We start from the raw sequence: 20614 nt of genomic DNA, 5'->3' as shown, positions 1-20614 counted from the left end.
ATCTGTCACTCCGACGATTGGTCCTTTCGAGTGTGGGGCTCTTCTTGGCGGCGTCGGTCTCCGGGTGTCTCGACAAGCTTCCCGATGGCATCACCGGAGACGGCGACACCGACGGAAAAAGCAGTCAATCCCGACAGATCGTCATCACATACGATGAGGCGCTTACCGCCCGCGACGACGCGACGGTGGCACGAGGCGAGGGGATCACCGCGTTCAACGAGGACGCTTACGCCGTCGCGATCGATGCGATCGAAACAGCGCTCTCCGGCTACGAGGAGGCCGAAGATGGCTTCGCCGAGGCCGCGGACCTTGCGAACGAGATCCAAAAAGAAACCGCCGCCGATATCTGCGAGACCGCCGTCGACGAGACGGCGTTTTAGGCCGACGCGACGAACGAAGCGCTCTCGGCCGCCCGGGCCGCTCGGGACGACGCCGACGCCGAGACGATCAACGGACACATCGAGCGGTTCCGGTCGCTCCGCGAGAACGCCGAAGCGATCACCGTCGCGGACGCGGTCGCCGACGCCTTCGGTGTGGAGTGACTCCCGCGCGGGCGGCGTGAGATCCGAATAATTATACTGGTTCGAACGAGTCAGTCAGTAAGCATGTGTGGGAGCATGATCCGACGGCCTGTCCGGGAAGAGACGCTCCGTCAGCGACCGGTCCGTCCATGCCCAAAGCGTCCGGATGGGGGGCGGTGATGTCGTCAACGATGCTGACCATCGGAGCGGTCAGCCCGACGCGCTCGCCGCCGGAGGGACCGTGACATGTCGCTTGACAACCAGCGAAAATACACCCCACCCGAAAAAAACGAACTCTACGACCTGTTGAGCAACCACCGCCGGCGGTACGTGATACACTTCTGTAAGCAGGCCGACGAGCCGCTCACCCTGTCAGATCTCGCCGAGATGGTGGCTGCCCGCGAACAGGACAAGTCGGTCTCCGAGCTTACCTCCGCCGAGCGCAAGCGCGTGTACACCTCGCTCCAGCAGACCCACCTCGATCGGTTGGCCGACGCGGGGATGATCGACTACGACAGGGACGAAATCGAGCTCACCGACGAGGCCAAGTCGCTTGACGTCTATCTCGACGTCGTCCCCGAGGGGTCGATCCCGTGGGGGGTCTACTACTTGGGACTCTCGCTCCTCTCGGTCGTCGTCCTCGGCGGCGTCTGGATCGGGTTCGTCCCCACCGGGTCCGTCCCGGCACTCGGGTGGGCGGCCATCGTCGTCGCGGTGTTCTTGGCCTCCTCTGTCGCACAGGTGGTCCAGAACCGGCGGTACCGCCTCGGCGACGTCGAAGAGCCGCCGTGAGCCCCGGCGGTGTCGCCGACCCCGCGCATTCGGAGCCCGGTTTGTCGTCCGTCTTCTTCGAAAGTACAGCAGTACAATACGTACAGCAGTATAATATCCCAGTAACGAATCGGCCGCGATCAGCTTCGCCCGTTCGAACCACGGACACTGGCCCGAGGACGGATCGCGAGCAGAGGGCGCGGCATCACCGATGTGGCTAGGAAATGACGGCGCGACCGGGGCGGGTCCGACAACCTCGTGAGCCGTCGGGCCGCGATCGGCCTGTTGCTCACCGGCGGGGTCGCCGCGGCCAGCGTGGAAGGTACCGGCGCGTTCTCGAACGTAACCGGTGACCGATCGTTCAGCGTCGGGACCGCGGACGACGCGAACGCGCTGCTGGGGATCGAGGCGAACGACCCGCCCGGCGACGACGGGAGTTCGGTGGCGATCTTCACGCTGACGAACCGGTTCTCCGACTCGATCGCGATAGACCGGGTGAGCGTCGTCTCCTCGGATGGCCTCGGTGTCAGTCGGGCCACCTCGCCGTCTCCCGATCGACGCTCTCCTCCGGCCAGTCTGCCGACGTCACGGCGTCGCTGTCGTGTTCGCCGGAGGTCACCGACGATGTTGCCCTCCGAATCCGCGCGTCGACGGCGGGCGATCAGGGGTCGGTCGAGCTGACGCGGAGCGCGACCGTCACCTGTGAGGGCGGCGGCGTGTGTTCCGGCCCGCGGGACGTGTTCGACGCTAATCTCGACGGCGACATCGACTCCGAGAACACGGTCGTCATCTCGTCGGGCGTGAAAGTGTCCGGCGACGTGGCAGGCGACTGCGTCATGCTCGAAGACGAGGCCGAGATCGACGGAGATGTCGGGGCCGGCGGGAACGTGTCGATCGGCGAGAAGGCACAGGTTGACGGGGACGTCGACGCGGGCGGCAGCGTCACGCTCACCGACGGGGCGAAGGTCAAAGGCAATATCTCCGAGGGCGGTTGATCGCGGACTGCCGCTCAGATCTTGGCTTCGTCGAATTCGTCCATCGTCATGTCGGCGTAGTTGACGAGCCAGTCGCTCGCCGGCGAGTCGGGTCGGACGTACAGATACGCGAAGTCACCGTCGAGGACCGTGCTCACCCCGAGTTGCTCGTCTTTAATAACCCGCTTGTTGGTGTCTATGGCGACGTCGACTAATCCCTCTAAGTCGTCGACGAGGACCGTCGCCTCGTAGTCGCGCTCAGACGGGAACGTGCCGCGAGTTATCCACTCGGAGAACTCTTGTTCCTGTTGTTGGATATCTAATATTTCGCGCTCATCGGACGATAACGTGGCGTACCCGCTCCGTTGGACGATCAACAGTCCGACGACGCCGCTGATTCCGAGAAAGGCGAGCAGGACCGAACCGAGCGCCTCAACTCTTCCCGGCTCGACTGTCCGCTCGACCGTCTCTGTCCGCTGACCCGGTTCGTCGACGGTGTTTATCTCCAGAACGCGGAACGTCTGCGGATTGACGGTCATCGGCATCGTGCTCTCGTAGGTCTCGCTCACCGGCTGGCCCGCCAGCGTTCCCTCGACGGCTGACGCCGCGACGATCCGGATCTCTATCGTTCCGGCGGCGCCGAGTTGCTGTTCGATCGTCCGGATAGTCTCGAACACGGAGTCAATCTCTACCGCCGCATCGACAGTGTGGTTGTCCTCGTTCGTGATGTCGTCATCTTGGCCGCTTGCCAGTGGCTCGGTGTACTGCCAGAGTACTGTATCCCCCTCAACACCGCGATACTGGAGCCGGAGATCTGTGGTAACGTTCACCGAGCCGCTCTCGGCCGTGTGTTCGTACACGTACGTCACGTCAAGCTGCCTGGAGAGATTCACGTAGTACACTGGCCGGTTTCGCACGCGCTCGCCTTCTTCGAACACAAGGGAGTCGTTCGTAATCACCGCGCTGTGTTCGTACGTCGTCGACTCACTCCACTGTTCGACGACGACTTGCTCACTCTCCACATCCGGCGTTGCGTGGACCTGATAGCTCCACCAGCCGCCGACCGCGGCGAGGATGAGGAGTGCAGCGAGGAAGACTCCGGACCACCGCTCGAGGAACGCACGGATCCGAAGTGACCGATCGAGGTCGCTCATGACGGCGTCATACGCGACAGTTTCCGCGGTGTCTCTTGTCTTCTCGAAGCCATCTATTCGACGTATGTTCCAGTCGAGTCAATCGAGACGACCTCATCGAACAGAGGTTTGAGTGTATTGATCGCCTGCGGGTCGCCCTCCAGCGGGTCAGCGTGAAAGTGTGCGACTGCGTCTGTCTTGGTGAACGTACTGAGGAACACGTGGAGGAACCGGAACGCGTTTTTAACGTCTCTGTAGTTCAGCAAGATGTTCAGCGAGTCGTAACAGACGCGAATATCGCGATCATCGGTCGACCACCCCTGCGTGACCCTCGAAACGACGATTCCCAGCCGGGTGATGTCGTTTGGATTGTTGATCTGTGTGACCTCGACCAGTTCGTCGGCCGCGGGAGGGACCGACTGTGCGTATCCGATGGAGATCACGTGGGTCCGGTGTCCCTTCGATGCGATGTCTTCCAGTCGTTCGCCCTCTATCGGCTGGTAACGGAGGAGCAGCACATACGGGTCGAGGTCGCTGTCACCCTCGAACAACAACTGGTGGCAGCTGGCCTGCGTTTGCTCCGACCGCGATTCTGACTGGATCAGCACGTTGGTTCCCGGACCGAGTTGTCCCTCATCAAAGAGAGACGACGGATCTATCTCTCCCGTAGCACCGGTCGGTGGAGACGTGGCCGATACTGTCTCGTCCGACGGAGACCGAACCGTCTCTGTGCTCGTTGTGTAGTTGCTTGTGTTCGAACTCTCATCCCAGATCCGACCGCCAGTCCCGTCCGCTTGGTTGTCCGAGTTCGGATCCGTGTCCACCCCGCCTGCGTGGCTTCCGGTTCGACCGGTGTCGTCTCTGGTCTGGTCGCCGTCAGTCGGCACAGCTTTCACCGGATCGTCTTCTATCGATTCGTCGTCTGCCGGTCCGTCGTCGGTAGAAGTGGTATCAACAGATCCGTCGTCGGTAGAAGTGGTATCAACAGATCCGTCGTCGGTAGAAGTGGTATCAACAGATCCGTCGTCGGTAGAAGTGGTATCAACAGATCCGTCGTTCCACACCCGACTCCCGTTCGTTGGCTGCTCTGAGGTATCGCTCGCACCCAGATCGGACGGATTTTGATCGGCTGTGTCCGCAGTTTGGTCGTCTCCGACCCACTCCCAAGAGTCGGCGTCGTCGTTCGGGTCCTTTACTCGGTCGCTTGCGTCGTCTTCGGCCTCGGGTGACTCACTCTCGCGGTGTGATTCAGCGCTATCCACTGACCGTTCGCCGAACTCGTCACTGAACTCGGACGCAATGTCGCTGAATCGACTGGCGCGGTCAGATTGATTTTGAGAGCGTTCCTCATCCGACCCGTTGGATCCAGTCATTATGGATGCGGCGCTACGGGCCGAAACCCGCTCTGTGTCACCCATGTACGTCGACAGGCTGAGTTGGACGCAGTCTGCCTCCCCACTCGACACGAGCGCTGTACCAGTCGCTCAGGCTTCGTTGGCGCAGAGTGGTGGCCGTGTCGATTTGACATCCCAATAGCACTTATTTGGATAGTCGTTTTATATGATAAAACTATCGCAATTGGGCAGGTTTTCGCACAGATGCGCTAGTTTGTAGATAGAGCCGCTTGTAATGGATATTTCTCGGCACTCAATTCACACTGAATCTTTTTATAATATGTGTTATTAAACAGAACTATCTATAGTATCTAATCGCAGGCGAATGTTGTAACGGATTTGATGGGGATTTCTCCACGGGTGAAGCCGTGGGCTTCCTCCTCGTTCTCTGTGAGAGGGGTCAAAACAGTTGGGCGGCCTCGATACCGGCCAGCAGCTTGGTGACGTTGTACACCGCTACGACGGCAAAAAGGGCGGACGGGACAACGTATCCTACCAATCGCACAACCGATGCGAAGTGGGCGTCCTCTCGGCGCGCACACAAAGTAATAGAGGCGGCTTCGGTGACCAGTGTGATCACAACAACGACAACAAAAGACGAAACGAGGAGTCCGGTGGTAACTCCCAGTTTGTGTAGCAGGAGCGCCACTACGGTGTTTGCCTCGTAGATTCCGGGAATGTAAATGAGCCCAACCGCTGTCGTGACCGCATCAGCCGCCTTTGTCGCGGTCAGCAGTACGACTCCCGAGACGGAAAGGAGACTTCGGCTGGCGCTTCTGAGCTGTCGGGACCCGGTGGGGCGTTGTGACCGTTCAGACGATCTTCTTCCCAGTTTTCCGGTCCGATAGTTTCGGGGTTCACAACTTTCCCGATCGTCCCAAGAGCTTCGTTCGTCTTGGAGTCGGTCTGGCCGATCCGAACGCCGGGACATGATGCTGTTTCACAAGTAGTTTCAAAATATATAAATTTATGTGGCGGTGCGAGCTAGCTCGGTTAAGAGATCCATTTCTGTACACCTCCCCTCGATTTCGGATAAGAGAGGAGTTTCACCACTGTTCGCGACCCCGTCTTACCACTGCCGGCGCCCACCTGAGCAGGCACTCTCCTTCGAGCAGTCGAAGACGAACTCGTCGCCGTCGGCGGAGAGGTCGCCGTGAATCGCTTCTATCCTCGCGGCGGTGTCGTGCCCGAGGAAGTTCCCCGCGGCGTCGACCACCTACCGGACCTCCTCTCGTATTCGGCGAGTTCCGCCGCCCCGTCTCCGACTCCCGGTTCGCGTCTGTTCCCTCTACGCCGACGCCTCGTAGCCGGCGTCCTCGATGGCGGCCACGACGGCGTCGACGTCCACGTCGCCCTCGACGGTCGCGGTGCCCGCCTCGTGGTCGGCGCTCGCGGACTCGACGCCCGGCAGATCGCCGAGCGCGTCGGTCACGTTGTCCTCACAGCCCGTACACGACATGCCGTCGACGTCTATCGTCGTCATATGCGACGATCGGCGCCGCGGACACAACTGCCTTTCCGTCGCCCCCGCGGGCGACCGGTTTCCCGGACGCCCCGGTCCGGCGGTTCCGCTCCGGACGCTCGCCGCCCGGACGGCTTTTGCCCGCGCCGGCCGAACGCCCGGCCATGCGCACGCTCGACGAGACGGACCGTGAGATCGTCCGGCTGCTGCTGGCCGACGCGAGGCGCCCGTACAGCGACATCGCCGAGCGCGTGGACCTGTCGGCGCCCGCGGTGTCGGACCGCGTCGACCGCCTCCGCGAGATCGGGGTGATCGAGGGGTTCACGCTCCGGATCGACGGCGACGCGCTCTCCGACGGGCTGCGGGTCCTCGCGACGCTCGGCGTCGCGCCCGCGGACGCCGAGCGCGTCCACGAGGCGGTCGCGGGCCACGAGCGCGTCGAGCACGCGTTCCTCACCGCCGACGGCGAGGTGACGGTCGTCGCGCGCGTCGAGGCGGGGACCGCCCGCGACCTCGTCGACGACGCGGTCGGGCTGGAGGCCGTGACCGAGTTGTCGGTGCGCCCCCTCGACGCCCACGAGTGGTCGCCAGCGGTCGGCGACGCGGACCTCGCGGTCGAGTGCGTCGAGTGCGGGAACACGGTCACCGCGGAAGGGGAGTCGGCGCGGATCGACGGGACGCTGTACCACTTCTGTTGCGGCTCCTGCCGGGAGAACTTCGAAGACCAGTTCGACCGAATTGAGGAAGGCGCGTAGCCAGGCCACGGGGCCGGCCTCGCCGCGGAGAGTAACCTACTTGAGTGCCCGCCGGTTAGCCGAACTCGCAGTCCCGTGGTGTAGTGGCCAATCATAATGGCCTTTGGAGGGAATTCGACCGCAACGCGGGTTCGAACTGGCAAATTGCCGCTATTGCCAAGATGTCGGTCGGATGCCCGGAGTCAGCCATTGACGGCGGTTCGAATCCGCCCGGGACTACTTCTGGTCGAACAATCTCGTAAGCCGCGGGTTCCGCTGTCCGGAATCGCCTACACCTCTCCGAAGAACTCGTCGAAGAGGTCGATCACGCGACCCTCGATCTCGTCGCGGATATCGCGGACGCGCTCGACGTCTTGCCCGTGGGGGTCGTCGAGCGCCCAGTCGCGCCCCTCGACGCCGTCCGCGAGCGTGAGCGTCGAACACCCCATGGTGGTGACGACGTCGCAGGCGTCGAGTTCGGCGGTCGAGACCTCCCGAGGGGCGCGGTCGGCGAGGTCGATATCGGCCTCTCGCATGACCTTGACGACCTCGGGGTGGACCTCGTCGGCCGGATGCGTCCCGCCGGTAACGATCTTCACCCCGTCGTCGAGGCCGCGCTCGCGGCGCTCGCGCTCGGCGAACGCAGCCGACATCTGGCTGCGACCGGCGTTCTGGACGCAGACGAACCCGAACGTCACGACGTCGTCGCTCATACGTGGGGGCCTCGCCGCGTCTCATTAACGGTTCCTAAGAGGGCTATATAGCCGTCCGTACCCGCCGCCGGGACTCTGGGGTCACTCCAGCACGACGGCGAAGCCCCACTCCGTCGACGACTCCGGTTCGGCGTCGGCGGACACGACCGATATCGTCGTCTCGAACCGGTACTCACCCACCGGGAGACAGGCCTCCTCGCCGGGCGTCGCGTACAGGTCGACGAGGCGCTCGCTCGACGCGCCGGGGTCGAGCGCGAACGTGCGGTACTCTTCGGTGATCGCGATGTCGTCGGTGAGCCGCCAGCAGCCGGGCTCGGCCGGGTACTCGCCGTCGCCCGGGAGGAGCGTGAGCGCCCCGCTCCCGTTGCCGACATACTCGAAGTGGACCGCGCGCCCCTCGCCGATCCGCACCTGCTCGTTACTCTCGTTCGTCAGCGTCGTGCGGAGCCGCGGCGGGTGTTCTGACGTCGCGGCCTCCCGCACGACCTCGACCGCCGGCCGAACCGGGAAGTCCGGCACACCGTCGGTGGCGACGACGGAGACTCCCGGGCCGCCGGTCCCCTCGGGCCGCGTCCCGCCCGCATCGGTGTCACCGTCGTCGCCTCCGGGCAGCCCATCGTCCCCGTCGCTGTCGTCGCCACCGCTCTCGTCGGGATCGGTCGACGTACAGCCGGCGAGCGCGAGCAGCCCGCCCGCGCCGCCCATCCCTCGGAGGTAGCTTCGCCGCGTCGCGATCATAGGTCCGACAGCACCGGAACCCGGATAGCCTTGTTGCCGGGGCGGTCCCCGTCTGCCGTTCATGTGTGTCATTTTTCACCATGCACGTCGTGGACGGGGTATGGACATCAGCCAGTACCGCGAGGCGGTCGCCGCGAACCGGCGCGCGCACGGCTTCGAGGCGGTCGACGAGCGGACCGAGGAGTTCGAACACCTGTGGATGGCCCAACAGACGGACGAGTCGATCGGTGCGGTCGTGGCGCTGGCGACGCTCGTCGACGCCGAGGGGTTCGACGCGGCGGCGCTCGCGGACACCGGGGCGGCGTTCCGCGACGTCCTCGCCGATAGCGTCGACGCCGAACCCGAGCGCGCCGACGGTGGCGCGTCTCCGACGCTAATCGGGTACGTGACGTTCGCGGCGCCGGACCCCGACGCGTCGCTGCTCGACGCGATGAACGGGTTCACCGTCGCGAAGCGCCGAACGAACGTCTTCCCCCTCGTGTACGACACCGCTGCGGAGCGGCTCCACTCCCACGAGGTACCGCGGCTGAAGGGACGCGGCATCTACCGCCGACAGGCGGAGGACGCCGAACGACTCTTTGACGTGTAGATAGTCGGTCGCGGGTCGGTCGTAGACGCCTCCAAGGCCCCAGCCGCTCGGCCATACGTGGTCCACTGTGAATCAGGCGCGAACACCCACAAAGCCCCAGCCACGAGGCGGGCGCACGCTCGCTGTCGTTCGAGACGCCGGAGGCGTCTCGTGATGACGAGAGAGCAAAGCTCTCTCGAACCACGCGCTTCAGTCGCTCACTCCGTTCGCTCCTTCCAGTGCTTACTTCACCTGCGCCCGCCTCCCGGCTGCCCCTTTGAGTCCCACCCCGCACCGCTCCGCACAGCACCTCACGCCTCCCCAGCCTCGTCGGCCTCCCTCCGGTCGGCCGACTCCCTCGCGCGTGCTGCTTCGCGCCCTTCGGGCACTCGCAGGCACGCGCCACCGATTTTATTCGGTCTCGCGTGACGCGCCGCTTGGGGGTTCGAAAAAACCGAGAAACCGACCCGTTCGCTCGCCGCTCAGACGAGTCGAGACGCGATGCGCGCCGCGCCGTCCGCGGCCGCGACCGCGGGCTCCTCGGGCGAGACGACCTCGACGTCGCGGTCGAGCTCCTCGCTGAGGCGCTTCTCGAACTCCTCGACGAGCCCGGGGATGCACGCCATGCCGCCGGTCGCGGCGAGCGGGCGCCCGAGCGCCAGCTGGTAGGGCTTCATGTGGTCGTTCGCGAGTTCGGGGAGGAACTCGTTGGCGACGACGTCGACCGCCTCGTCGATGTAGCGGTCGATCGGCTCCTGAACGCCGCGGTCGACGGTGAACTCGTGGCTGCCGCCGCCCGGCTGCTGGACCACGTCGGTGAACGGCTCGAAGTCGTACACGTCGCCGTGCTGCTCCTTGTACTCCCGCGCGGTCGTCCGGTCGATGTGGACCCGCCCCTGCGTCTCCTCCTCGACGGCGGCGACGATCCGGCGGTCGACCTCGTTGCCCGTCACCGAGCCGGTCGAGAACGGCGAGAGCTGCTCGCCGCGCCGGTAGGCACACGCCTCCATCGTCGTCGAGCCGAGGTTCACCGAGACGAACACCTCGTCGATCGCGTCGAGCCCGTCGCCGTAGGCGGGGATCGCCCCGCACAGCGACTCGGGGTAGCTCCGCGTCTCGACCTCGCCGATCGAGGAGCCCTCGATCACCGACTTGAGGTTCTCGACGCCCGCCTCGTTGTCGATGGTCGGCACCGCGTAGACGACCGCGCTGTCCTCGGGCACGTCGTGGGCGTCCACGACCGCCTCGAAGAAGCGCTCCGCGTCAGCGACGCTGTCGTCGTCCTCGGGGAGGCCCGAGCGAAGCATGAAGCGCACGCGGTCGGGGTACTCGACCGCGGCCTCCTCGCCGAACAGTACCTTCTCCTCGCCGGTGATGGCGTCCTCGTAGGTCGCCAAGCAGGTCAGCACCGAGTGGCGCTCGCGGCCGCCGCGGCCGTCGGGGATGTCGAGCACCGTTCGGGTGCTGCCGAGTTTCACGCCGACCGCTGCCGATTCGTCCGATTCGTTGATGTCCGTGGATTCGTCGTCGCTCATTGGTCACTCGCACACGAAGCGATCCGGACGATGGAGACGAGGCTGATCCGGTGGTCCGCGGGGATGAACGGTCGGTCGCGCGTCGGGGCGTCGAACCCCTCCAGCCGGCGCGTCAGCGCCGCGACCGCGTCGTCGCCGACCCAGTCGATCTCGCCGTAGTAGGACAGCGCGTCCCGGCTCCGCACGTGGCCGCCGACGTCGACGAGGTAGCCGAGCCACTCGCCGATTTCGCGTTCCGCCGCGGGCGACGCCGGAATCGCCGTCAGGTACGGTCGATCGCCGGGGTCTTCGCCGTTGTACCGCGCACCGCGCTGACGCTGGAGCAGCTCCGTGAACGCGGCCGAGCGCGCCGCCTGCTCGGCCCGGTTCCGGTTCGGCCGTCGGAGCGCCCGCTCCCGAGGCGCTCCGTCCGCACCGTCTCGCGGGGCGTCCGCGATCCGGCGCAGCTCTCGTACGTCGTATCGTCGTGGATTCAGACTCATGTTTCCGTCCGTCGTTCGCGTCCGTGTCCTGACACTCGCGGCGGGGTCATATCATAGTTAGCCCTCAGTTATCAGCGGTGAGAAACTACTGCGGGGGACGGAGGTGGCCGAGGACCGCCGGCGTCACCGGTCGTCCGACTCGGCCCACGGGAGGGGTTCGGTACACCAGTGGCAGAAGTCGATGTCGGCGTCGACCTCCTTGCCGCAGTTGGGACAGGTCACCTCCAGCGTCTCGCCGCCGTCGCCGTCGCCCGCCGCGGCCGGCGGGGACCGACCGCTTCCCGGTCCGTCGTCGCCGTCCGCGTTCGCGGCCCGCCGCCGCATCGCCTCGGCGGCGGCGTCGACGCGGTCGCGCTCGGCGGCGTCCGCCCGTCCGACGAGGTACGCGTCGAGCGCCGACAGCGCGGAGAGGAGGACGATCGGGAGCGCCACGTCGGTGGGGACCGCGGCCGACACCGCCGCGGGGTTGGCGAGAGGGTCCACCGGTTCGACGTCGTACAGCGCGAACAGCGCGACACCCCCGCCGACGATCGTCAGGTGCCACAGCAGCGCCCGCCCCCACCGCCGCAGCGAGAGGTGGCCGAGCCCCGGGAACACCAGCGCGAGCAGGGCGGCGAGGACGGGACGCAACTGGTTTCGCATACGGCTGCGATTCGGTCGGCCGGTACTTAGGCCTGCGGTGTCGGCGGCGTCGCCGTGCGCCGGTCGCGGCCGCGCACGGATCGGACCGGATAACAACCGTTAATCGCGGCCCGCTCGTCGGCGGCCACATGAGCAGTCAGCGGGCGACCGCGTTCGTCCCGGGTCACGTCACCGCCTTCTTCAGCCCGCACCCCGCCGACGACCCCGCGGTCGCCGGCTCGCGCGGCGCGGGCGTGACGCTCACCGACGGCGTGACCGTCCGGGTGTCGGCGGCGGCCGGCGCTGGGAACGACGAAACCGGTTCCCGCACCATCGACGGGGAAGCCGGGTCGATCGGCGCGGTCGACGACGTCCTCGCCGAAATGGGCGCTCCCGCCGCCGATGTCGCGGTCGAGACCGACATCCCCATCGGCGCCGGCTTCGGTGTCTCGGGCGCCGCGGCGCTGGGGGCCGCCCTCGCCGCGAACGACGCGCTCGACCGCGGCCGCTCCGAGAACGACCTCGTCCGGATCGCCCACGCCGCGGAGGTCGGACGCGGGACGGGCCTCGGCGACGTGGTCGCGCAGGCGCGCGGCGGGGTCCCGGTCCGCCTCGAACCGGGCGCGCCCGGCGTCGGCGAACTCGACGGCGTCCCGGCGACAGCACGGGCGGAGTACGTCACGTTCGGCGAACTGTCGACCGAGGCGGTGTTGGGCGGGGACACCGCGGCCCTCTCGGCGGCCGGCGAAGACGCGCTCGACCGCCTCCGCGCGGATCCGCGACTCCCGACGCTGATGGACGCGGCCCGCGCGTTCGCCAGCGAGGCGGACCTCCTCGTGCCCGAGGTCGCGGAGGCGATCGCGGCGGTCGAGTCCGCCGGGGGCGATGCCGCCATGGCGATGCTCGGCCGCACCGTCTTCGCGCTCGGGACCGGGCTCTCCGACGCGGGCTACGACCCCGAAGCCTGTCGGATCGACGCGGCGGGGGCGCGGCTCGTCGACGAGCGCGGCCGGGAGTAAGGACTTTGTCTCGCTCGGCCGGAGTGACGCGTATGGCCGAATCGCTCCGTTCGTTCTTCGACGAACTCGAGGCGCCGGACCGGCACCTCGTCCTCCTGAACCGGTCGTCGCCGGACCCGGTCCGAAACCTGTTCGACTCTCTACTGGACGGCCAGCCCGTCTCGATCAGCGAGGCCGACACCGACGAGGTGGCGGATGACGACGTGATTGCGCTGGTCGAAGACGGCGAGGTGATCGCGCGGTCGCCCCTCGACGAACCGCTCGAATCGGTGCTGCTCATCAACTCCGACCTGTACAAGACCGGCGGGATCGACCTCGACGAGGTCGCGCTGCCGGCCGTGTTCGAAGGACTCGACGAGGTCCCGTTTCGGATCCGGGGCTACCCCGCGTCGAACAAGGAGAATCTCCTCCTCATCATCATCTCCCGCGTGATAGAGCGGATCGCGGCCGAACACGCGAGGGGAACGCTTCGGGCCTCCTTCCAGCGGCTCTCGCGGATCGACGACGAGCGCGGCACCCGGTCGGTGTACGAGCGCGTCGCCGGGACCGGCGTCGACGTCCACGTGTACGGCGTCGGGGACGTGGAGTCGCTGTCGGGGCTCCCCGTAACCGTCCACTCCGGTACCTCCTACCCATATCGACGGTCGTGGTTCGTCGTGTTCACGCCGCCCGAGGGCGGCGACGGAGACCACGTCGCCCTCCTCGCGCTCGAAGACGAGCCGAACGTCTGGGACGGCTTCTGGACGTTCCGCCCGAAACTCGTGACGCGGATCGAGCAGTACATCGCCGAAGAGGTCTGAGGCTCGGGGGGGGGTAGCGGTGGCGCGTCGGATCGAGACCGTGAGTCGGTTGATGTACTGACGTAGATCATTTCAGCGGTGGCGCGTGCCTGCGAGCGGCCGACAGGCCGCGAGTCAGCACGCGCGAGGGAGTCGGTCGCCGAAGCGAAGCGAGGCGACCGACGAGGCTGGGGAGGCGTGAGGCNTGAGGAGCGCAGCGAGCGTGCGCCCGCCTCCCGGCTGGGGCTTTGGAGGCGGTCTCCGCGGAAGCAATTACGTATCGCGAAGCGACTGAGGCTTTGAACTCGTTCTACGCCGCTCCGTTATCAACCACGTATGAGCGAGCGACTGAGGATTTGGCGATGTTCTCCGCCGATCCGCCATCTACGACGTAGCTGCGCCCGCCGACGAACAAAGCTTTACCGCGTCGCCCGCCTATCTCCGGCAAATGGTACTCGACGACCTCGGTACGTCCCTGCGGAGCAGTCTCGACAAGCTCCAGGGGAAGTCCCGACTCTCCGAGAGCGACGTCGAGGAGATCGTCAAGGAGATCCAGCGCTCCCTCCTCTCGGCCGACGTTGACGTCTCCCTCGTGATGGAGCTGTCGGACTCGATCAAGTCCCGCGCCCTCGAAGAGGAACCGCCGGGCGGCACCACGGCGAAGGACCACGTCCTCAAGATCGTCTACGAGGAGATGGTCGAGCTGGTCGGCGATTCCACCGAGCTCCCCCTCGAAAACCAGACGATCCTGCTGGCCGGCCTCCAGGGGTCGGGGAAGACGACCTCCGCGGCGAAGATGGCATGGTGGTTCTCGAAGAAGGGGCTCCGCCCCGCGGTTATCCAGACTGACACCTTCCGCCCCGGCGCGTACGACCAGGCGAAGCAGATGTGCGAGCGCGCCGAGGTCGACTTCTACGGGAACCCCGACAACGACGACCCGGTCGACATCGCGCGGACGGGGCTCGAAGCGACCGAAGACGCCGACGTCCACATCGTGGACACGGCGGGGCGCCACGCGCTCGAAGACGACCTCATCGCGGAGATCGAAGAGATCGAAGGGGTCGTCGACCCCGACCGCTCGTTGCTCGTCCTCGACGCCGCCATCGGGCAGGGCGCGAAGGATCAGGCCCGCCAGTTCGAGAAGTCGATCGGCATCGAGGGCGTCGTGATCACCAAGCTCGACGGGACCGCGAAGGGTGGGGGCGCGCTGACCGCGGTCAACGAGACCGACTCCTCTATCGCCTTCCTCGGCACCGGCGAGACGGTCCAGGACATCGAGCGGTTCGAGCCCTCCGGGTTCATCTCGCGGCTGCTCGGGATGGGCGACCTGAAGCAGCTCTCCGAGCGCGTCGAGCGCGCGATGCAGGAGACTCAGGAGGAGGACGAGGACTGGGACCCCGAGGACATGCTCCAGGGCGAGTTCACCCTGAAGGACATGAAACGGCAGATGGACGCGATGAACAAGATGGGGCCGCTCGACCAGGTGATGGACATGATCCCCGGACTCGGCGGCGGGATGATGGACGAGCTCCCAGACGACGCGATGGACGTCACCCAAGACCGGATGCGCCGCTTCGAGCGCATCATGGACTCGATGACTGAGGAGGAGCTCGAGAACCCGCGCGTCGTCGGCCAGTCTCGCACGCGGCGGATCGCCCGCGGCTCCGGCACCGACGAGGAGACGGTCCAGCAGCTGCTCGAGCAGCACTCGATGATGGAGGAGACGATCGGCCAGTTCCAGGGGATGGGCGAGGGCGACATGCAGCGCATGATGAAGAAGATGGGCGGCGAGGGCGGCGGCCTCGGCGACATGATGGGTGGCGGCAAGGGCCCGTTCTAAATACGATACCGTCTGCGAACTGATTGCTTCTTATAGGTAGTTGATTGCGGATCGGCGAGGAACACCTCCAAAGCCCCAGCCGGGAGGCGGGCGCAGGCGAAGCAAGGACCGACTGAGGACCACAGCGAGCGTGCGCCCGCCTCCCGACTGCCCCTTTGAGTCCCACCCGACCGCGACCGCACGGCGCCTCACACCTCCCCAGCCTCGTCGCTGGCACCCTCCGCTTCGCTCCGGGGCCAGCGACTCCCTCGCGCGTGCGGTTCGCGCCAAGGGGGCGCTCACCGGCACGCGCCACCGCGGAACCAGCAGAGATGACACGATGATCTCTCCCGGCAGCCTCCGGGCCCTTCAGGTCCTTTATACGGGTGACCGGGCTACGGCTTGGCGATGGACCGCGACCGGATCGGCGAGTACGACGCCCTCGTCCTCGTCTCGCTCGTCTGGTTCCTCGGGAAGTTCGTCCGCTACCTCTTCCCGCCGCTGTTCGAGTCGATCCGGGGCGCCTACGGCGTGAGCAACGCCACCGTCGGCACCGCGTTCACCGGCTTCATGATCGTGTACGCCCTCCTCCAGTTCCCGAGCGGCGCGGTCGCCGACCGACTGGGTCCGGTGCGCGTGATCGTCGCCGGCGCGCTCGTCGCCGGCGCGGGGTCGCTCGCGGTCGTCTTCGACGCCCCCTTCGCCGCGCTGGTCGTAGCGATGCTCGTCATCGGCGCCGGGACGGGCGTCCACAAGACCGTCTCGGTGCGGCTGATCGCCCGCGTTTACCCCGCCCGGACTGGCCGGATGCTCGGCGCGCACGACACCCTCGGCGCGATGGGCGGCGTCGCCGCGCCCGCGGTCGTCGTGGCGGTCCTCTCGGCGCCGCCCGCGCTCGCCGCCGTCCTCACGCGGCTCCCCGGCGCCGACTGGCGCGCGCCGTTCCTCCTCACCGGCGTCCTCGCGGTCGGCCTCGCGGTCGCGACCGCGGTCCGGCTCTCCGGCTCGCCCGCGGCGACCGGGGCGACCGACGACGACGGCGACGACTCTCCGGCTGCGAGCGAATACTTCCGGCTGTTCAGGGATCCCCGGTTCTCGGCGTTCGTGCTGGTGACCGTCGGGTTCTCGTTCGCGCACAACGGCCTCGTCGCGTTCCTCCCGCTGTACCTCTCGGAGGCCGGTGACCTCTCGACCTCGACGGCGAATCTCCTCTACTCGCTCGTCTTCGCGGTGACGTTCGTCCAGCTGGCCACCGGCGACCTCTCCGACCGCGTCGGGCGGTTCCCCGTGATGGTCGGCACGCTCGGGCTGGCGGCGGCGGCGCTCGTCGCGCTCGTCTCGCTCCCGAGCCTCGGGCTCGGCGCCGTCGCGGCCGCGGTCGTCGTCGCCGCCTTCGGGCTCGGCTCGCACGGCTTCCAGCCCGTGCGCAGCGCCTACCTGATGGAACTGCTCCCGGAGCGGCTGGCGGGCGGGGGGCTCGGCGTCGTCCGGACGCTGCTCATGGGCGCCGGCGCGCTCGCGCCCAGCGCCGTCGGGATCATCGCCGACGCGGTCGGCTTCCGGCCCGCGTTCGCCCTGCTCGCCGGCTCGATGGGGGTCGCGGCGGTCGTCGCCGCCGGGCTCTGGCTGACGGAGTAAAGCAGTCCGTCGGCGCCGTCCGCACCCGCGGCGCTCAGTCGCGGTCGTCCGGGTCGGGCGATTCCGGATCGAGCGCTTCCGGATCGAACGCCGCCGGGTCGAACTCGTGGTCGCGGAGGCGGTCGGCCTCGACCGCCCGCAGCACGGATTCGTTCGTGGCTTCGAGGACGACCGGCGGAGCCACCCCCGCCTCGGCCGCCTCCAGCCACCGACCGACGCAGAGACACCAGCGGTCGCCCGGCTCAAGCCCGGGGAAGTCGAACTCGGGGCGCGGCGTGATCAGGTCGTTGCCGCGGTCGCGGCTGTACCGGAGGAAGTCGGCCGTGACGACCGCACAGAGCGTGTGTTCGCCGACGTCGCCCTCGACGTCGCGGCAGCGCCCGTCACGGAGGTAGCCGGTGGTCGGCTCGTGGCCGCAGGCGGCCAGCTCGCCGCCGAGGACGTTTCGCTCGTCGCGGTCGCCGTTCGCGTCGTCCGTCGACATGGCCGCGGGTACGGTCCCCGACGGCATAAACGGCCGGCAGCCCGCCGCGGGCCGCCGGGCGTGCGTTCGCCACGCGGTATAAGTGGGACGCCGCCGAACTGTCCCCGATGAGCCGGAACGACGAGGTCGCGACGCGGCTGGAGGAGTTCGCCGACCTCCTCGAGGCGACGGGCGTCGAGTACAAGCCGACCGCCTACCGACGGGCGGCCGAGAACGTCCGCGACCACCCCGCGCCGATCGAGGGGCTCGCGGCCGAGGGCGAGGACGCGGTCGCCGAAATCGACCGCGTGGGCGACGCCATCGCCGCGAAGATCGTCGAGCACGTCGAGACCGGCGCGATGGAGGAGCTGTCCGAGCTCCGCGAGGATCTCCCGGTCGACATGGCCGGGCTGACCGCGGTCGAGGGTGTCGGCCCGAAGACGGTCGGCTCGCTGTACGACGCGCTCGGAATCACCGACTTAGACGAGCTGGAGGCCGCCGCGGAGGCGGGCGAGATCCAGACGGTGTCCGGGTTCGGGGCCAAGACGGAGGAGAACATCTTGGACAACATCCCGTTCGCGCGGGAGTCCCGCGAGCGCACCCGTCTCGGCGACGCCCGGCCGGTCGCGGACGACGCGCTCGCGTACCTCGCCGACCGCGACGCCGTCGAGTCCGTGGAGGTGTGCGGGTCGATCCGGCGGTGGAAGGCGACGATCGGCGACGTCGACCTGCTCGTCGCCAGCGAGGCGCGCGAGCCGATCGTCGAGGCGTTCACCGACTGGCCCGCCGCGGACGCGACCATCGAGGCGGGGACCGGGAAGGCGAGCGTGCGCGCCGACGGCACGCGCGTCGACCTCCGGATCGTCGACCCCGACGAGTTCGGCGCCGCGCTCCAGTACTTCACCGGGTCGCGGGCGCACAACGTCGCCGTCCGCAACCGGGCGATCGACCGCGACCTCAAGCTGAACGAGTACGGCCTCTTCGACGTGAGCGACCTCGACGAGGAGGCCGACGCCGACGCCGCGGACGGTGAGGAGGCCGCCAACGAGGACGCCGCGGACGGTGAGGAGCCGGACGCCACCCGCGCCGGCGAGCGCGTCGCGGGCGAGAGCGAGGACGAGGTGTACCGCGCGCTCGACATGGACTCCGTCCCGCCCGAACTGCGCGAGGACCGCGGCGAGGTCGAGGCCGCCGCGGAGGGACGGCTCCCGTTCCTCGTCGAGCCGGGGGACCTCCGTGGCGACCTCCACACCCATACCGACTGGTCCGACGGCGCCTTCTCGATCGCGGAGATGGCGCGGGCGGCCGCGGAGCGCGGCTACGACTACCACGTCGTCACCGACCACGCGACCGGGCCGGGGATGGTCGGCGGCGTCGGCCTCGACGAGGCGGCAATCGAGGAGCAGACCGCGGCGATCGCCGAGGCGGCCGACGAGGTGGATATCCCGATCCTCCACGGGATCGAGGCCAACGTCGACGCCGACGGCGACCTCTCGACCGACGACGAGACGCTCGACGCCCTCGATCTCGTCGTCGCGTCCCCGCACGCGGCGCTCGGACAGGACGGCGAGGCGGCCACCGAGCGGCTGGTCCGGGCGGTCGAACACCCGCACGTCGACGTCCTCGGCCACCCGACCGGCCGGCTCATCAACGAGCGACCGGGGCTCGACCCGGACGTCGAGGCGGTCGCCGAGGCGGCCGCCGCGTCCGGCACCGCGATCGAGGTGAACGCGAACCCCGCCCGGCTCGACGCCGACGGGGAGTTCGTCCGGGCCGCGATCGAGGCGGGGGCGACGGTCGCCGTCGACACCGACGCGCACGCCCCGCGCGAGCTCGACAACGCGCGGTACGGGATCCACACCGCGCGCCGCGGGTGGGCGGAGGCCGCGGACGTGCTCAACGCGCGCTCGCTCGACGGGCTCCGCTCGTTCCTCCTGTGACCGTGGACGCCGAGCGCGACGCCCCCGAGTCGTCGGCCGGCGACCGCCCACCGGTCCTGCTCGACGTGATGTGCGGGAAGCTCGCGACCTACCTCCGGATCTGCGGCTACGACGCCGCCTACGCGCTCGACCGCGGTATCGAGGCCGACGACCGGCTCCGCGAGGTCGCGGCCGCCGAGGGCCGCGTCCTCCTCACCCGCGACCGCGAGCTCGCCGACAGCGCGCCCCGCTGCGACCCCGCGATCGACGCCGTCCTCCTCACCGAGCGCGACGTGATCGACCAGCTCCGCGAGTTCGCCGGCGCCGGGTACACCGTCGAAATCGCCGACGAGCCGACGCGCTGCGGCTCGTGTAACGGCCCCGTCGAGCGCAGCGATTCCCCCGAAGTCGGCGCCTCGCCCGCCGACCGGCCGGAGTACGTCCCCGACGACGTCGGGGCGGAACGCCCGGGGTGGCGCTGTACGGAGTGCGGCCAGTGGTTCTGGAAGGGCGGCCACTGGGACGACGTGGCGGCGCGGCTCGACGGGATCTGACCCCCGCGGCGACCCGACCGAGCGTAACCGGTTTGGCCGCTCGCCGCGTACTCGTCGCCAATGGAACGCGAACGGGCCGTCGACCGCCTGGAGTCGCTCGTCGATCGCGTCGCGAGCGAGCCGATGCCGGTGCCCGTCCGCGAGGTGTGGGCGTTCGGCGACGTCGCGCTCGGGCTCGACCCGGTCGAGCGCCTCGACGTGTATCTCACGAAGGACGTGATCATGGGCGGCGACGCCGACGCGGCAGCCGATTTCGCGGCCGAGTACGGCATCCAGGGCGTGGGCACGACGGTCGACGCCGAGTGGGCGACGGCGCACCCGGACCGCGTGCGGACGAGCGACAACGGGTACGCGGCCCCGGAGAAGTGTCTCGCGGCCGAACTCGTCGCCGACGACGAGCCGATCCACTTGGAGGTGTGTAACTCGGGGTTCGAGGACAACGTCCGGCAGCGCCTGAAGGGGGCACTCGCCCGGGACGCCTACGAGGAGGTGCTTGACCCGCGCGGGGTCTGCCTGTGGGTGGACGGCGAGCGCGACCCGGAGGCGTTCGAGCGACTGCGCGCGGCCGACCTCGCGATGCCGACGCTGCCCGCCGCGCTCGGGATGCTCGGCGCCGACGAGGAGGCCGCGAACGAGGCCGCGGACGTGCTCAAACAGCAGCGCGCCGAGCAGGAGGGTTCCTCGGTGCGCGGCGACATGGTCTGACTCCGAGCCTGCGTCCGTCACTGTCTATAAATGGAACTCGGTGCGGTGGCGCGCGCCTCCGAGCGGCCGCCA

24 protein-coding genes and 1 tRNA gene are annotated in these 20614 nt (G+C 68.0%); 14 read left to right on the top strand and 11 right to left on the bottom strand.

Annotation, left to right across the window (positions count from 1 at the left end; translation table 11 throughout):
* Positions 1–32: 32 nt before the first annotated feature.
* The 4 genes from C463_RS02125 to C463_RS18925 all read left to right on the top strand — a co-directional run bounded on the left by C463_RS02125 (position 33) and on the right by C463_RS18925 (position 2287).
* Positions 33–380, top strand: a complete 348-nt coding sequence (locus tag C463_RS02125) for a hypothetical protein (protein ID WP_008440667.1) — start codon at positions 33–35, stop codon at positions 378–380.
* A gap of 387 nt (positions 381–767) precedes the next feature.
* Positions 768–1313, top strand: coding sequence for a DUF7344 domain-containing protein (locus C463_RS02120; RefSeq protein WP_008440666.1), 546 nt, complete (start codon positions 768–770; stop codon positions 1311–1313).
* A gap of 237 nt (positions 1314–1550) precedes the next feature.
* The gene (locus C463_RS18930; RefSeq protein ID WP_008440665.1) at positions 1551–1973 is read left to right on the top strand and encodes a hypothetical protein; all 423 of its coding nucleotides are present in this window, start codon (positions 1551–1553) and stop codon (positions 1971–1973) included.
* A gap of 35 nt (positions 1974–2008) precedes the next feature.
* Positions 2009–2287 carry a polymer-forming cytoskeletal protein gene (locus tag C463_RS18925; protein ID WP_008440664.1) on the top strand — a complete coding sequence of 93 codons (279 nt, stop codon included), beginning with the start codon at positions 2009–2011 and terminating at the stop codon, positions 2285–2287.
* Positions 2288–2301: 14 nt separating this feature from the next.
* On the opposite strand, the gene C463_RS02105 is transcribed toward C463_RS18925, so the two are convergent.
* The 5 genes from C463_RS02105 to C463_RS02090 all read right to left on the bottom strand — a co-directional run bounded on the left by C463_RS02105 (position 2302) and on the right by C463_RS02090 (position 6276).
* The gene (locus C463_RS02105; RefSeq protein ID WP_008440663.1) at positions 2302–3420 is read right to left on the bottom strand and encodes a DUF5305 domain-containing protein; all 1119 of its coding nucleotides are present in this window, start codon (positions 3418–3420) and stop codon (positions 2302–2304) included.
* 53 nt (positions 3421–3473) lie between these two features.
* Entirely contained in the window at positions 3474–4817 is a 1344-nt protein-coding gene (locus tag C463_RS18330; protein WP_152422352.1) for a DUF7504 family protein, read from the bottom strand.
* Positions 4818–5193: 376 nt separating this feature from the next.
* A complete protein-coding gene (locus C463_RS02095) occupies positions 5194–5442 on the bottom strand; it encodes a hypothetical protein (protein ID WP_008440661.1) in 249 nt (82 codons plus the stop codon).
* A gap of 420 nt (positions 5443–5862) precedes the next feature.
* Positions 5863–6009, bottom strand: coding sequence for a hypothetical protein (locus tag C463_RS19115; protein ID WP_008440660.1), 147 nt, complete (start codon positions 6007–6009; stop codon positions 5863–5865).
* Positions 6010–6081: 72 nt separating this feature from the next.
* Entirely contained in the window at positions 6082–6276 is a 195-nt protein-coding gene (locus C463_RS02090) for a heavy-metal-associated domain-containing protein (RefSeq protein ID WP_008440658.1), read from the bottom strand.
* A 143-nt stretch (positions 6277–6419) separates the two neighbouring features.
* Between C463_RS02090 and C463_RS02085 the strand changes: the two genes are divergently transcribed.
* Positions 6420–7010, top strand: coding sequence for an AsnC family transcriptional regulator (locus C463_RS02085; RefSeq protein ID WP_008440656.1), 591 nt, complete (start codon positions 6420–6422; stop codon positions 7008–7010).
* Positions 7011–7079: 69 nt separating this feature from the next.
* Positions 7080–7229: transfer RNA gene (locus tag C463_RS18325), tRNA-Gln, on the top strand.
* Between the two features lie 50 nt (positions 7230–7279).
* On the opposite strand, the gene C463_RS02080 is transcribed toward C463_RS18325, so the two are convergent.
* Positions 7280–7702: a low molecular weight phosphatase family protein gene (locus tag C463_RS02080; RefSeq protein WP_008440653.1), complete on the bottom strand. Its 423-nt coding sequence runs from the start codon at positions 7700–7702 to the stop codon at positions 7280–7282.
* 81 nt (positions 7703–7783) lie between these two features.
* Positions 7784–8440, bottom strand: a complete 657-nt coding sequence (locus C463_RS02075) for a hypothetical protein (protein ID WP_008440651.1) — start codon at positions 8438–8440, stop codon at positions 7784–7786.
* Between the two features lie 100 nt (positions 8441–8540).
* Here C463_RS02075 and C463_RS02070 point away from each other — a divergent pair, with 100 nt between their 5' ends.
* A complete protein-coding gene (locus tag C463_RS02070; protein WP_008440649.1) occupies positions 8541–9029 on the top strand; it encodes a hypothetical protein in 489 nt (162 codons plus the stop codon).
* 461 nt (positions 9030–9490) lie between these two features.
* Here the strand turns inward: C463_RS02070 and C463_RS02065 are convergent, their stop codons facing one another.
* The 3 genes from C463_RS02065 to C463_RS02055 form a co-directional block, all read right to left on the bottom strand.
* Positions 9491–10543 (bottom strand): hypothetical protein, encoded by a 1053-nt coding sequence (locus C463_RS02065; RefSeq protein ID WP_008440648.1) that lies wholly within the window; start codon positions 10541–10543, stop codon positions 9491–9493.
* On the bottom strand, positions 10540–11025 hold the full coding sequence (locus C463_RS02060) for a FlaD/FlaE family flagellar protein (protein WP_008440647.1): 486 nt from the start codon (positions 11023–11025) through the stop codon (positions 10540–10542). Before C463_RS02060 ends, C463_RS02065 begins: the two co-directional genes overlap by 4 nt.
* Positions 11026–11148: 123 nt before the next feature.
* Complete coding sequence (locus C463_RS02055; RefSeq protein ID WP_008440646.1) at positions 11149–11667, bottom strand: zinc ribbon domain-containing protein; 519 nt, start codon at positions 11665–11667, stop codon at positions 11149–11151.
* 128 nt (positions 11668–11795) lie between these two features.
* Between C463_RS02055 and C463_RS02050 the strand changes: the two genes are divergently transcribed.
* From C463_RS02050 to C463_RS02035, 4 genes are all read left to right on the top strand, one after another.
* Positions 11796–12665, top strand: a complete 870-nt coding sequence (locus C463_RS02050; RefSeq protein WP_008440645.1) for a pantoate kinase — start codon at positions 11796–11798, stop codon at positions 12663–12665.
* 32 nt (positions 12666–12697) lie between these two features.
* A complete protein-coding gene (locus tag C463_RS02045) occupies positions 12698–13465 on the top strand; it encodes a DICT sensory domain-containing protein (protein ID WP_008440644.1) in 768 nt (255 codons plus the stop codon).
* A 427-nt stretch (positions 13466–13892) separates the two neighbouring features.
* Entirely contained in the window at positions 13893–15284 is a 1392-nt protein-coding gene (locus C463_RS02040) for a signal recognition particle protein Srp54 (protein WP_008440643.1), read from the top strand.
* A 387-nt stretch (positions 15285–15671) separates the two neighbouring features.
* On the top strand, positions 15672–16901 hold the full coding sequence (locus C463_RS02035; protein ID WP_008440642.1) for an MFS transporter: 1230 nt from the start codon (positions 15672–15674) through the stop codon (positions 16899–16901).
* Positions 16902–16935: 34 nt separating this feature from the next.
* On the opposite strand, the gene C463_RS02030 is transcribed toward C463_RS02035, so the two are convergent.
* Positions 16936–17385 carry a DUF2237 family protein gene (locus C463_RS02030; RefSeq protein ID WP_008440641.1) on the bottom strand — a complete coding sequence of 150 codons (450 nt, stop codon included), beginning with the start codon at positions 17383–17385 and terminating at the stop codon, positions 16936–16938.
* 107 nt (positions 17386–17492) lie between these two features.
* Here C463_RS02030 and C463_RS02025 point away from each other — a divergent pair, with 107 nt between their 5' ends.
* From C463_RS02025 to C463_RS02015, 3 genes are read left to right on the top strand one after another with little or no spacing between them, the layout of a single operon-like run.
* Positions 17493–19304 carry a helix-hairpin-helix domain-containing protein gene (locus C463_RS02025; protein ID WP_008440640.1) on the top strand — a complete coding sequence of 604 codons (1812 nt, stop codon included), beginning with the start codon at positions 17493–17495 and terminating at the stop codon, positions 19302–19304.
* Positions 19301–19837, top strand: coding sequence for a Mut7-C RNAse domain-containing protein (locus tag C463_RS02020; RefSeq protein ID WP_008440639.1), 537 nt, complete (start codon positions 19301–19303; stop codon positions 19835–19837). Before C463_RS02025 ends, C463_RS02020 begins: the two co-directional genes overlap by 4 nt.
* 60 nt (positions 19838–19897) lie before the next feature.
* Positions 19898–20542: a DUF7095 family protein gene (locus C463_RS02015; RefSeq protein ID WP_008440636.1), complete on the top strand. Its 645-nt coding sequence runs from the start codon at positions 19898–19900 to the stop codon at positions 20540–20542.
* Positions 20543–20614: the final 72 nt, after the last annotated feature.

Source organism: Halorubrum californiense DSM 19288, from assembly GCF_000336875.1.
GTDB classification, from domain to species: Archaea; Halobacteriota; Halobacteria; order Halobacteriales; family Haloferacaceae; genus Halorubrum; species Halorubrum californiense.
This window is presented reverse-complemented; position numbering and strand designations above follow the sequence as displayed.